This window comes from Polaribacter pectinis (assembly GCF_014352875.1).
Lineage (GTDB): Bacteria > Bacteroidota > Bacteroidia > Flavobacteriales > Flavobacteriaceae > Polaribacter > Polaribacter pectinis.
Genome location: NZ_CP060695.1, coordinates 2446770 through 2460523, shown reverse-complemented (window position 1 = coordinate 2460523; position 13754 = coordinate 2446770). Strand labels below are relative to the sequence as shown.

Here is a 13754-nt window from a genome sequence, read left to right as displayed (position 1 = left end):
GTTAAAATTTTATTTTAAGCAGAATTCCTACTCGCATTTATATTTCCAAATAAAGAACGCATCACCATTTTTTCGAAAATAGCTAATTCTTTTTCATTTCCTTCGGTTTTTTGTAGTTCTTGTATTCTCTTTAAAGCAAACTGTTGTATTGTTAATAATGGTAATACAATATCTTCTCTAATTTCTATGGAAGCTTTACCAACTGGGTAGTTTTCCATTAATTCTTTATGTCCTGTAAGCTTTAATAATAACCTTTTTGTAGTTTGATATTCTGTGTGAATTAGGTTCCAGAATTCTCCATAAACAGGGTCAGTAGACATATAAGATGTTAATCCGAAGAAAGATTTAGACAAACTCATCATACTGTTTTCTAACAATGTTTTAAAGAAATCTGATGCATTGTAAAATTCAATAATTTCATCAAATCTACCAGCATCTTCGTACTTTTTTAATGCAGTTCCAACTCCAAAAAATCCAGGAACGTTTTGTTTTAATTGGCTCCAACTTCCCACAAAAGGAATGGCTCTTAAAGCAGAGAAATCTAAAGTATCTGAATTAGAACGTTTACTTGGTCTACTACCAATATTTGTTTTAGCATAGTATTTTAACGTACTCATTTTTTCTAAATACGGTAAAAACTGCGGATGATTTTTAAAATCTACATATGTCTGGTAACTTGTAGAAGCCATATCTTCTATAAATTCTCTGTGTTTATCATTTAATTGATCTTTTGTAAACACTTCATTTTTAATACCAGAACTTAATAATTGTTCTAAATTGTATTGAGATGAATTTTCTGTTCCGAAATTAGAGCTAATTGTTTGCCCTTGAATGGTTAACTGAATTTCTTTATCTTCAATAGTTGGTCCTAAAGAAGCGTAAAATTGATGCGTTTTTCCTCCACCTCTTGCTGGTGGTCCTCCACGTCCGTCAAAGAATATAACTTCAATATCAAATTCTCTAGAAATTCTTGTTAATGCTTCTTTCGCTTTAAAGATACCCCAGTTTGCCATTAAATATCCACCATCTTTTGTTCCATCAGAAAAACCTAACATAATAGTTTGCTTGTTTTTTCTTTTAGATAAATGATGTCTATAAACTTTATTAGAATATAACGTTCTCATAACATCTTCTGCATTTATTAAATCTTCTACAGTTTCAAAAAGCGGTATTACATCTACTGGTAATTCGTTTTCGAAGCCACATAAATTTAGCATTGCAAAAGTTTCCATTACGTTTAATGCAGTTTGGTTGTTACTAATAATGTAACGATTTGCACCACGTTCTCCGTTTCTTTGCTGAATTTCCTTTAAAGCATATATAGATTCTATTGTTTTAACAGACATTTCATCTGTTAAAATACTTGGGTCTATATTTCCTTTTACTACAGATAAAATTTCTACTTGTTCTTCTGGAGAAAGATGTGCATAGTTTTTTGGGAATGTGGTATCTCCAATATTTTGTAAATCTGCAACAATTTGAGTAAATGCTTTATGATGCACTCTACTATCTTGTCTAATATCTAATGTTGCAAAATGGAAACCGAAAATTCGAACTTTATTTATAAAATCATTCAATTCTTCAACAAATAAAGATTGATGATTATTTACTATAATTTCTCTAGCTTTTTCTAATTCTTCTAATAGTATTTTTTGAGAAAAGTTCACTTTAGAATAACTTCTAATAACATGTTTATATAATCTTTTTTCTACACGAGTTAAGATTTCTTGAACACCATCAAACGTATAACGTCTTTTTAAACGTCTTACATCTCTATAATAATTTCGTAAAATTGTTTGACGCAATCTTTCTGCAACATCTAATGTTATTTTTGTAGTTACAAAAGGATTTCCATCTCTATCTCCACCTGGCCAAAAACCAAGATCTATAATTTCGTTATCTATAGATTCGCCATCGTAAATATGATGTTGTACGTAGTTGTATATTTTAGGAATAGAATGGTAAAATACATTTTCTAAATACCAAATTAAACTTACGGCTTCATCAAAAGGAGATGGTTTAGATTTTTTGTAAAAAGGAGTTTTACCAAGTTGCGCTAACAATTTTTTTATTAAAAGTAAATCGTCATTTTGTATTGCGTTATCTAAATCTGTAATAATTCCTAATACAGAACCTGGGTAAAATTGTGTTGGATGCGCAGTTAAAACAATTCTAACTTTAAATTCTTCTAAATAGGCTTTTAACTCTTCTTTTTTATCACCTAAAATGGCAGTTTCTTCAGAATTACGAAGTGTACCAATACCATCCATATTGTTTACAATAGGAAAAGCAGCATCTTCAATAGCATCAAATAAAACAACCTGACGCTCTATATATTGAATAAAACGAAACAATAAATCTGTTTTGTCTTTTTCAGTTGGGTTTTCTTGGTATTTGTTAAAAAAAGCTTCAACAATTTCAGTAGGATTTTTGCCTTCCTGAAACCCTTTTTTACAAACCTTATGAAACAAAGGTAACATTACACCAGTATCATTAATGGTGTCAAAAGGCAATGTCATAAAAATACTGTTGTAAATTTGATATTTAGACAGTACGTTTTCATTGAATCTTGCTAATTTTGGAAGTGTAGTCATTTTTTCTGCTTTTTTACAAAGTAAATTTACAAAAAACAAAACCTACAGAACCTAGGTTTTTAAGAATAATCGGCTGTTTATTTATGAAAACAATATAAATTTAAATGCAATTTTGTTAAATATACAATTTCTGTAAATAAGGGTTATTTTAATTACAATTCTTTAATAAGTTGATTGTAAGTTTTAAAATTTGTTGGAGCCCATCTCGTTGGGTCATTTTTCAATATAAATCCCTTCAATAAATTTCTGTCTTGATATCTTTTGTAATCATCATAAATAAATTCTGTAGGTTGTTTACCAAAATTATTTGAGTCGATAGAAAAAGTGTTTAACTCTAAATCTATTTGATTTACATAGGCAAAGTTGAAATTAGTTAAATTCAGCTTTTTGTTCAATGGAAAAACATCATTAATATCATCCATAAGACTAAATGTATAAATACTAGGTGGTAATATTTTAGGGAATAAATCTTTTTGTTGAGCAGTTAAAGAGATACTTAAAAACAAAGTAAGAGTTAGTATGTATGTTTTTTTCATAACCATAGAATGATATAAGAGGATTAAAGTTATAAAATTTTTTTAACTTACAGTTATATTATAGACACTTTAACTATTTCTTTAGAGGTATCTTGAACTAAAAATCGATTGTCTTGTCTTTTACCAATAACCCAAATGATTTCATTTTTAGCATTACAAAGCAACCAAGTTTGTTCTTTTTCTAAAAGGGATAATTTTTCATCTTTAAAATATTTGCTTAACTTCTTTTTTCCTTGCATTCCTGCCGGAAAAAAATAGTCCCCATTTTCCCATTTTCTTACTATTAAAGGAAATTCTAGTAGCTCTTTAGAAACATAAATTATTTGTTTATTTCCTATAGATTTTTCATTAACTCTTTTAAAACTTAAATGAAGAGGTTCTGTAATTTCTAGAGTATTCTTTTCAATCTTAAATGTTATTTTAGGCGAAGTAGAAAAATCTCTTTTAGAAAGTAATAAAAAATCTCTATCTTTTAACAATCTATGCGTTTCAGAAATAATTTGTTTACCAGATTGTGAAGAAAGTAGATTGTAAATATCATTCCATTCTGTAAAATGATACTTTTTTAAAAGTTGATATAAATAAGCTTTCGGATTCGATAATTGCTGAATTTTAATAATATCGAATCTTAAAATTTCATTTTTTTTAGAAATAATTTTCTTTGAAATTTCCTCAATTCTATCTTCTATAATTTGTGCACTTTCTTTTAAATTTTCAATTGTGTTAGAAAATGTTTCTAATAAACTTGGGTTTATTTCTTTTAAAACAGGCAGTATTTGATGTCTAATCTTATTTCTAGTATATTTTGTAGATGCGTTACTTTTATCTTCTCTCCATTCAATATTATTTTCAGTAGCAAAATTGATGATTTCCTCACGAGAAAAAGCTAATAACGGACGAACAATATTTCCGTTTACAGAAGGAATTCCTGTAAAACCATCTAAACCAGAACCTCTTGTTAAATTAATTAAAAAAGTTTCTAGATTATCATCTGCATGATGTGCTGTTAAAACATAATCGAAATTGTGTGTTTCTACAAGTTCTTTAAACCATTTATATCGTAAATCTCTTGCAGCAATTTGTGTAGACAGTTTGTTTTTTTTAGCAAACTTATCTGTGTTAAAAATAATTGTAAAAATCTGATTAGACGTTTTTTGAGATAATTTAATCACAAATTCTTCGTCTAAATCACTTTCTTTTTCCCGCAATTTAAAATTGCAATGTGCTAAAGAAATATCGAAATTTAATTCAGAAAAAAGATGTGTTAAAACAACAGAATCTACACCGCCAGAAATGGCAATTAGAAGTTTTTTACCTTCTAAAAAAGGAAAATTTACAGCGATATGTTTTTTAAACTTTTGAAGCATATTTGCATCAAAAATAAGCTTTTTATAGTTGAGAGTTCAACCATTCTACAACATCCGTTAACATTTCTTCTTTGCAGATATCGTTATGCAATTCATGATAACCTCCTTTGTACAATTTTAAGGATGCTTTTTCTGTTTTATTGGCAAATTCTTTGGTTCCCTTATAATCGATAATTTTATCTTCAGTTCCATGTAAAAGTATCATTGGAATTTCTAATTTATGTGCATTTTCAATTGCCCATTTTCCTGTTTCTATAAAAGTTATAGAAAAATTCGGACTAATTTTATCATGTACCAAAGGATCATTAATGTATTTTTCTACTTCCTTTTTTTCTCTAGAAATATGGTTTGCATCTAACTCATTTCCCATGGTTATAGAAGGTGCAATTTTCTGCAATAATTTACCAACAGATAATTTTATTGCAGGTGGTTGAAAAGCCAATTTTAAAAACGGACTTGTAGCAATAATTCCCTTTAAATTATTTTCGATTTTTAAAGCATAATTAATAACCACATTTCCCCCCCCATAGAATGTCCGTATAAGAAAACAGGTTTGTTAGGAAACAATTCTTTTGCTTTATGAATAACTGTTGTTACACTTTCTAAAACAGCATTAAAATTAGGATTATGACCACGTTTTCCTTCCGTTTTACCGTGACCAAAATGATCGAAAGCAATCACAGAAATATTATTGGAAGTAAGTTCTTTTGCAACATGAACGTAACGTGTAGAATGTTCTCCCATTCCATGAACTAAAACCACAACAGCTTTTGTTTCTTTTGCTTTCCAATATTGCCCGAAAAACTTGGTTTTGTAAATGTTGAAATTGAATGTATCGTGTGTCATGATTGTTGTTTTTTCAACCAAACACGAATCTCTTTTCTTAAAGAAACTTCTGGTTTTGGTAAGGGTATTGTTTTCCCAAATTGTTTACTTCTATTAAATTTAGAAAACGTAATTTTTAATTGTTTCCATTCAGTTGGGTACATTTCTAAAAATTGATTGAACATATTTTGTTCATTCGGTTTTTCATCTAAACTTTCTGCTGCTTTATTAAATTTTTCTTCTTGTTCGTGGATAATCATAAAGTAAATATAGTTAAAATTAGGAGATTCATTCGTCATTGCGAGGCACGAAGCAATCTGTTACTTTAAACTGAAAGATTGCATCTTTCCTGGTAATGACCATTTATTCTTTACTTGGAATTCAGCAAAACATATTTCATTGCTTTCGCTTTCAGTAAACATTCTTCGTATTCTTTTTCTACGATTGATTTTGCAGTAATTGCACTACCTACAGAATAAGAAATGTATTTTTTTTCTTCATTATACAAAATACTTCTAATAATTACATTAAAGTCGAAATCGCCATTTGGCGTAAAATAACCAACAGTTCCAGAATACAAACCACGTTTTGTTTCTTCGAGATTTTCAATGATTTTCATCGCAGAAACTTTGGGTGCGCCAGTCATGCTTCCCATTGGGTAAGTGCTTCTTATAACTTCTACAGGATGCATTTTTTCTGCAACTTCAGAAACTACAGTAGAAATCATTTGATGTACTTGTTTAAAAGAATATACTTTGCATAATTCTTCTACTTTTACACTTCCTATTTTAGCAGTTTTAGACAAATCGTTTCTTACTAAATCTACGATCATTACATTTTCTGCACGCTCTTTTTCGTCTCTCGATAAATCGGATGCAATTTTAGAATCATCAAACTCACTAATTAATCTTTTTGCAGTTCCTTTTATAGGTTGAGAAATTATTTTAGAACCTTCTTTCTTTAGATATCTTTCTGGTGTTGCAGATAATAAATATTGATATTCTATTTTTAGAAAAGTAGCAAATGGAGGTTCAGAAATTTCGTTTAAATGTGTGTAAACTTCAACAGGATTTATGGTTGAATTCTCTGCATAAAATTCCTGACAAAAATTTGCTTCGTAAATATCTCCTCTATGAATATGTTCTAAAACTTTGGTAACTTTTGCATGATATTCATCTTTATGAATACGAAGTTTTATTTTAATATCTGGTTTAGATTTTTCTGTTTTTTGATAGTTGAATTTCTTAATTTCTTCAAAATCGCTTTCAATTTCATCATCAACCATTTTTAAATAATGAAACTCAATAGAATTTTCTTTTATAAAAATAAGTTTTTTAGGTTGAAAAAAATACAAATCTGCAAAGTCTAAACCATCAAAATTCTTCGAAGAAAGTTGTTCTACATCATTTTTAACATCATAAGAAATATAACCAAAAATATAGTCTTTTGTTATGGTTTGGTATTCTTTCAGCTTATCGAAAGCATTAAAATAATCTGTTTTAATAGAGGTGAATTCGTCTGTTGCCAAAGCACAATCGAAATTAGAATATTGTTGATTGTAATTATTAGAATCTAACCAAACAATGGTTTCGAATTGTTGAGACCAATTCAAAAGATTTTGTTTGAATCCCTCAATTTTATCAACAGAAAAAGTACGAAGTGTTCTTTGCATATTTTACACAAAAATACGAATCTTATTTATTCTTAAAACGTTTTTCCGAGTGTAAATTGAACAGGAATTGCAACTCCAGAATTATTAGTAAATATGTTTCCGTTAGAATAATGTATAATTCGAAGCTCGAAATTATATTTCCTTTTTTCACCAAAAAACACTCCTAATCCCATAGTATCTTGGTAAGTTATTTTTGGTCCGGTTTCTAGATTATCAATATTACTTTTTGTTAAAAATGTTGGTCCGATTATAGAGTAATTTGTGTACATATCAAACCCTTTGCTTCTCATTAAATAGAAACGCATGGTTGGAAAGATAGAGAAAGCGAATACATTTTCTCTAGTAGCTTCAGTTTGAAACGCAGTTGCACTAACTCCCCAATCTAAAGAAAATAATTTTTCCGTTCTAAAAGCTAAACGTTGGTAAGTAATAGAATATGTGTGTGCAGCCCTAACTTTTCCTAACCAAAATATAGGAATTCCAAAACTCTCGAAATTGCCAACTCTTAAATTCATACTAAAGAATTTATTTGCACCAAAACCAATTTTGCTTGTACCGTAACTAACTTGTAAAATATTATTCGGAAAAAAATAACGTTGGTCATTTTTATATTTTAAAGCTAACTCCTTTTCTACTGGCTGAATATGGTATTCAAAACCCAAAGAAGCTTGCGAAATTGCTGGTTGATTGTTCTTTTTAGATTTTGGCATAAATGTTCCGTTTAAAGCCAGTCTCCACCTTTCATTTAGTTTGTAATTAAAGCCAAAACCATAGAATAAACTAGCAAAATGAGCATCTGAATAAATAACTTCATCTTCAATAGAAAAACCAATTCTTGTAACATTTGCAGCGCCAAGTTCCCCATAAAAAGAGAGTTTTTTATGTAGGTTTATGTTTTTCTTTAATGATAAATACCAAGCATTAATCCAAACACTTCTTTCATAGCCAATATTATTTATATTGTCATACTTAAACCAAGCAGCAGGTCTAATAACGCCAAATTGTAGAGCTAAATCATCTTTTATTTTATAACCAAAACCTAGTTTGCCAGAAAAATAATTTTTACTATAAGTTTCAGTTTTAAATCCCTCTTTTAAATTATCATTTGAAAAAGGATAGAATATTCCTCCAAAATTTACACTATAATAAAAATTTTCTAAAAATTTAGAAGGCGCTGTTTTTAGTCTTTTGCTTTCTTGAGAATGCAGGTTTGCAATCATCATTAAAATAAAAAATAACAAAAGACATTTTTTCATTTGATAAAAGTAAGAAACTTTCTAAAAAGAAAAAGCAACCATATTTGGTTGCTTTTCTAATATATAATTATAAGAATTTCCTTATCATCTAAATGACAAAAAAGAAATTATGCATTTAAAGGTTTACCATCCCAAGCAGCTTTTGCAGCTTCTTTTACTGCTTCTGAATACGTTGGGTGACCATGACAAATTCTTGCCAAATCTTCTGCGGATGCTCTGTATTCCATTGCAACTGCAGCTTCCATAATTAAATCTGCAACACGTGCTCCAACCATGTGAACTCCTAAAATTTCATCGGTATTTTTATCTGCTAAAACTTTTACAAAACCATCTAAATCTCCACTTGCACGAGATCTACCTAAAGCTCTCATAGAAAATTTACCCGATTTATAATCGATTTTTGCTTCTTTTAATTCGTCTTCAGTTTTACCAACTGCAGCAACTTCTGGCCAAGTATAAATAATACCAGGAATTAAATTATAGTCAATATGTGGTTTTTCGCCAGCTAAATATTCTGCAACTACAACACCTTCTTCTTCAGCTTTGTGTGCTAACATTGCACCTTTAACAACATCACCAATTGCGTAAATATTATTAATGTTTGTTTGTAAATGATCGTTTACAGAAACTTGTCCACGTTCATTAACTTCAACTCCAACTTTTTCTAAACCTAAACCTGCTGTATATGCTTTTCTACCAACAGCAACCAAGCAATAATCTCCAGTAAAAGTAACTTCTTCACCTTTTTTATTATTTGCTTTAACAATAACTTCTTCACCATTTCTTTCTACTGAAGTAACACCATGACTAACTGCAAACTTAATTCCTTGCTTCTTTAAAACTTTTTGAAGTTCTTTAGAAACATCAGCATCCATAGTTGGTGTAATTTTTGGTGCGTATTCAATTACAGTAACATCTGCACCTAATCTCTTATACACAGAACCTAATTCTAAACCAATAACTCCACCACCAATAACTAATAAATGTTTTGGTACTTCTGGTAATTTTAAAGCTTCTGTAGAGGTAATTACTCTTTCTTTATCTAAAGTGATAAAAGGTAAAGTAGATGGTTTCGAACCTGTTGCAATAATGATATTAGTTCCTTCAATAATTTCTGAAGAACCATCGTTTTTTGTGATTTTTACATGAGTTTTATCTTCAAAAGAACCTAAACCTTCAAAAACATCAATATTGTTTTTGTCCATTAAGTACTTAATACCACCCGTTGTTGTTTCTACAATTTTAGCTTTTCTGTCAACCATTTTTCCAAAGTCGAAGCTTGGTTTTTCAACAGAAATACCATGCTCTTCAAAATGATTTACGGCATCATAATAATGGTGAGAAGAATCTAACAAAGCTTTGGATGGAATACAACCTACGTTTGTACAAGTTCCACCTAAAGTTGAATATTTTTCTATAATTGCTACTTTTTTACCTAATTGAGAAGCTCTAATTCCTGCAATATATCCTCCAGGACCTGAACCAATTACAATAATATCGTATTTCATGAGTGTTTTATTTTGCGTATTCTGTAACCTTTTGGGCTAAATTTTAATAATAGTTGACAAAAATACGGATATTTTCACAAAATAAAGTGAGAATTTAGTAGTTTTACAACATAAAATATTCTTAAAATTAAAAGATGAAAATTCTAAAAAAAATACTTGTTTTCTTATTAATACTTTTGGTTGTTGCGCAATTTTTTGGACCAGAAAAAAATGATGGAAACATAGAAACTGTAAATACATTTTTAGCGGAGACAAATCCTCCAGCAGATGTTAAAAAAATATTAGAAACTACTTGTTTCGATTGTCATTCAGACAAAACAATTTATCCTTGGTATAATTCTATTACCCCAGTTAATTATTGGTTAAACGATCATATTAAAGATGGAAAAAAACATTTAAACTTTTCTAAATGGAGCGAATATTCTCTTAAAAGAAAAGAGCATAAAATGGATGAATTACATGAAGAAGTAGAAAAAGGAGAAATGCCTTTAGAATCTTACACGTACACACATTCTGATGCAAATTTAACGCCAGAACAGATTGCTGCAGTTGTTGCTTGGGGAAAAAAAGTACAAGGAGATTATAAAATTCAAATGCAGGCTAAATAATTGCAAAAAAATAATCTTTTAATAATTGGTTATGTCTGGGTAGAACCCAATTCTTCTGCTGCAGGGAAGAGAATGTTGCAGTTAATAGATCAATTTTTAGAAAGAGATTACCAAATAACATTTGCTTCTCCATCTCTTAAAAGTGAAAAAGCGGCAGATTTACTTTCTTTAGGTATAAATGAGGTTTCTATTGAACTTAATAATACGTCTTTTGATGATTTTGTAGAAGAGTTGCAACCAAATATTGTGTTGTTCGATCGTTTTATGATGGAAGAACAATTTGGTTGGCGAGTTGCAGAAAATTGCCCAAAAGCAATTAGGATTTTAGATACAGAAGATTTACATTGTTTACGAAAAACAAGAGAATTGTGTTTAAAAAAGAACGAAGATTTCTCTGTTGAAGAACTATTAAAACAAGACATTACAAAAAGAGAAATTGCGTCTATTTTAAGATGCGATTTATCTCTAATTATTTCTACTTTTGAAATGGATTTGTTGAAAAACACATTCAAAATTGACGATTCTATTTTAATGTATTTACCTTTTTTGTTTGATGAAATTGATGAGGTTCACCAGAAAAAATGGAAAACTTTTGAAGAAAGAGAACATTTTATTTTTATAGGAAATTTCTTTCACAAACCCAATGTAGATGCTGTTCTCACACTAAAAAAAGAAGTTTGGAGTAAGATTAGAAAGCAATTACCAAAAACCGAAATTCATATTTATGGCGCTTACTTAAATCAACAGATTGAGCAATTGCATAATAAAAAAGAGGGATTTCTAATTAAGGGTTTTGCGGAAGATGCGAATGAAGTTGTAGAAAATGCAAGAGTTGTTTTAGCGCCAATAAATTTTGGAGCAGGAATTAAAGGAAAATTAACAGAAGCAATGCTTTGTGGAACACCAAGTGTAACAACAACTATTGGAGTAGAAGGTATGTGCGGAAACCTTCCATGGAATGGCTTTGTTGAAGATGATTTCTCTGATTTTGCATTGAAGGCAAATCATTTATTTACCAGTAAATCTGCGTGGAAAATTGCGCAAAAAAATGGAGTAAATATCATTAACAATATCTACAACAAAGAAAAAAACGGACAATTATTTTTCAGTACAATTGAAGAAATTCAACAAAATTTAGAAAAACACAGAACTCAGAATTTTTTGGGAAGTTTGTTGCAACATCAAACTTTACAAGCTACAAAATATATGAGTAAATGGATTGAAGCTAAAAATAAGTAAGCAATTTCTAGTCACAATATCTAGTTATTAACTAACTAAAAAATTTGACTAGAAACTGAAAACTAAATTAAACCAGCTCGTTTTAATAAAGCATCTGGTTTTGGTTCTTTTCCTCTAAAACGTTTGTACAAAATCATTGGTTTTTCTGTTCCGCCTTTTGAAAGTACATTTTCTCTAAATTTAGTAGCCACTTCTTTGTTGAAGATTCCTTTTTCTAAAAAGTATTCGAAAGCATCTGCATCTAAAACTTCTGCCCATTTATAAGAGTAATATCCAGCAGAGTATCCTCCTTGAAAAATATGAGAAAAAGCTGTGCTCATTACATTTTCTGCAACATCAGGGTATAATTTTGTGTTTGCAAAAGCTTCATTTTCAAAATCTTTTACACTTTTTATTTCTGATGGATTCTCTGAATGCCATTTCATATCTAACAACCCAAAACTTAATTGCCTTAACGTTTGCATTCCTTGATGAAAACTTGCCGATTCTTTAATTTTTTCTACATATTTCATCGGAATAATTTCTCCAGTTTCATAATGTTTAGCGAACAACTCTAATGCTTCTTTTTCATAACACCAATTCTCTAAAACCTGACTTGGTAATTCTACAAAATCCCAAGAAACAGACGTTCCTGATAAGCTGTTGTAAGTTGTATTTGCTAACATTCCGTGTAAAGCGTGCCCAAATTCATGAAACAACGTTGTAACTTCATTAAAAGTTAAAAGTGAAGGTTTTGTTGGAGTTGGTTTCGTAAAATTACAAACGATAGAAACATGAGGTCTTTCGTTTATTCCGTTTTTAACTTGCTGAGTTTTATATGAAGTCATCCAAGCACCATTTCTTTTTCCTTTTCTTGGATGAAAATCGGCATAAAAGACAGAAATAAAATTCCCTTCTGTATCAGTAACATTGTAGGTTTTTACATCTTCGTGATATTTGTCGATGTTAGAAACTTCTTCAAACTTTAAATCATATAAACGACTTGCAATTTCAAAAACACCATCAATTACATTTTCTAACTTAAAATATGGTTTTAACAATTCTTGGTCTAAATCAAAAATTTCTTTCTTTAATTTTTCTGAATAATAAGCACCATCCCATTTTTGAAGTTGATTAATTCCATCTAATTTTTTAGCATATTTCTCTAAATTTTGAAATTCTTTATTAGCTGCAGGTTTTGCTTTTTCTAACAATTCATTCGAAAAATCGATTACTTTTTCAGGAGTTTCTGCCATTCTTTCTTCTAAAACAAAATGTGCATGTGTTTTATAACCCAATAAATTGGCTCTTTTATGACGAAGATTAACAATGTCTAAAACTACTTGTTCATTATTATTTTTATTATTTTGAAATCCTTTTTTGCCAGCTGCAATTGCAAACTTTTTTCGAAGTTCTCTATTATCTGCATACGTCATAAAAGGAATGTAACTTGGATAGTCTAAAGTGAAAACCCAGCCATCTTTTTCCTTTTCTTTCGCCAATTGTTGTGCGGCTTCTTTTGCAGATTCTGGCAAACCAGAAACATCTTTTTCATCTGTTAAATGCATTTCAAAAGCATTGGTTTCTGCTAATACATTTTCACCAAACTTTAAAGATAATTTGGATAATTCTGAATCTATTTTTCTTAATTCCGTTTTATCAGTTTCGTTTAAATTAGCACCATTTCTTGCAAAACCTTTGTATTGTTTGTCCAATAACATTTCTTGTTCTGGAGTTAAATCTAATTGATCTTTAGAATCGAAAACATCTTTTACCCTTTTAAATAATGCTTCATTTAAAGTAATGTCATTTCTAAACTCACTTAACCAAGGAGAAACTTCTTGTGCTATTTTCTGAATTTCATCATTTGTTTCCGCAGAATTTAAATTGAAGAAAATACTTGTAATTCGGTTTAGTTTTTCGCCCGTAAAGTCTAAAGAAACTGTAGTGTTTTCAAAAGTTGCTTCTTCAGAATTTTTAACAATTGCATTTATTTCTTCTTTAGCAATTTCTATTGCTTTTTTAATTGCAGGTTTGTAGTGCTCGTTTGTAATTTTAGAAAAGGGAGCAGTATTAAAATTTTGTAAAAGTGGGTTCATCAACTTATTTTTTTTGAAATTCAAAGATAGAGAATCTATTAATTGTATCATTTATATAATAAAAAAATCCA

At 29.4% G+C, this 13754-nt stretch carries 12 protein-coding genes; 2 read left to right on the top strand and 10 right to left on the bottom strand.

The genetic code is table 11. The features are described 5' to 3' along the window. Window positions 1–14: 14 nt before the first annotated feature. The 9 genes from H9W90_RS10935 to lpdA form a co-directional block, all read right to left on the bottom strand. Entirely contained in the window at window positions 15–2594 is a 2580-nt protein-coding gene (locus H9W90_RS10935; RefSeq protein WP_187481633.1) for a phosphoenolpyruvate carboxylase, read from the bottom strand. A gap of 152 nt (window positions 2595–2746) precedes the next feature. Then, the gene (locus H9W90_RS10930; protein ID WP_187481632.1) at window positions 2747–3130 is read right to left on the bottom strand and encodes a hypothetical protein; all 384 of its coding nucleotides are present in this window, start codon (window positions 3128–3130) and stop codon (window positions 2747–2749) included. 53 nt (window positions 3131–3183) lie between these two features. Next, complete coding sequence (gene tilS, locus H9W90_RS10925) at window positions 3184–4497, bottom strand: tRNA lysidine(34) synthetase TilS (RefSeq protein ID WP_187481631.1); 1314 nt, start codon at window positions 4495–4497, stop codon at window positions 3184–3186. Window positions 4498–4519: 22 nt separating this feature from the next. Continuing rightward, window positions 4520–5011: a serine aminopeptidase domain-containing protein gene (locus H9W90_RS15460; RefSeq protein ID WP_254712479.1), complete on the bottom strand. Its 492-nt coding sequence runs from the start codon at window positions 5009–5011 to the stop codon at window positions 4520–4522. Further along, window positions 4990–5343 carry an alpha/beta fold hydrolase gene (locus H9W90_RS15455; RefSeq protein WP_254712478.1) on the bottom strand — a complete coding sequence of 118 codons (354 nt, stop codon included), beginning with the start codon at window positions 5341–5343 and terminating at the stop codon, window positions 4990–4992. Before H9W90_RS15455 ends, H9W90_RS15460 begins: the two co-directional genes overlap by 22 nt. Next, a complete protein-coding gene (locus H9W90_RS10915; RefSeq protein ID WP_187481630.1) occupies window positions 5340–5582 on the bottom strand; it encodes a hypothetical protein in 243 nt (80 codons plus the stop codon). The genes H9W90_RS15455 and H9W90_RS10915 overlap by 4 nt, the downstream gene beginning before the upstream one ends. 110 nt (window positions 5583–5692) lie before the next feature. After that, the gene (locus H9W90_RS10910; protein ID WP_187481629.1) at window positions 5693–6994 is read right to left on the bottom strand and encodes an anthranilate synthase component I family protein; all 1302 of its coding nucleotides are present in this window, start codon (window positions 6992–6994) and stop codon (window positions 5693–5695) included. 32 nt (window positions 6995–7026) lie between these two features. Then, on the bottom strand, window positions 7027–8250 hold the full coding sequence (locus H9W90_RS10905; RefSeq protein ID WP_187481628.1) for an acyloxyacyl hydrolase: 1224 nt from the start codon (window positions 8248–8250) through the stop codon (window positions 7027–7029). A 107-nt stretch (window positions 8251–8357) separates the two neighbouring features. Further along, window positions 8358–9758 carry a dihydrolipoyl dehydrogenase gene (lpdA, locus tag H9W90_RS10900; RefSeq protein ID WP_187481627.1) on the bottom strand — a complete coding sequence of 467 codons (1401 nt, stop codon included), beginning with the start codon at window positions 9756–9758 and terminating at the stop codon, window positions 8358–8360. 134 nt (window positions 9759–9892) lie between these two features. Here lpdA and H9W90_RS10895 point away from each other — a divergent pair, with 134 nt between their 5' ends. Together H9W90_RS10895 and H9W90_RS10890 are read left to right on the top strand one after the other, a co-directional pair. Beyond that, window positions 9893–10366, top strand: a complete 474-nt coding sequence (locus H9W90_RS10895; protein ID WP_187481626.1) for a heme-binding domain-containing protein — start codon at window positions 9893–9895, stop codon at window positions 10364–10366. Next, window positions 10367–11605, top strand: coding sequence for a glycosyltransferase (locus H9W90_RS10890; RefSeq protein ID WP_254712477.1), 1239 nt, complete (start codon window positions 10367–10369; stop codon window positions 11603–11605). A gap of 62 nt (window positions 11606–11667) precedes the next feature. On the opposite strand, the gene H9W90_RS10885 is transcribed toward H9W90_RS10890, so the two are convergent. Beyond that, complete coding sequence (locus H9W90_RS10885) at window positions 11668–13683, bottom strand: M3 family metallopeptidase (protein WP_187481625.1); 2016 nt, start codon at window positions 13681–13683, stop codon at window positions 11668–11670. Window positions 13684–13754 lie beyond the last annotated feature (71 nt).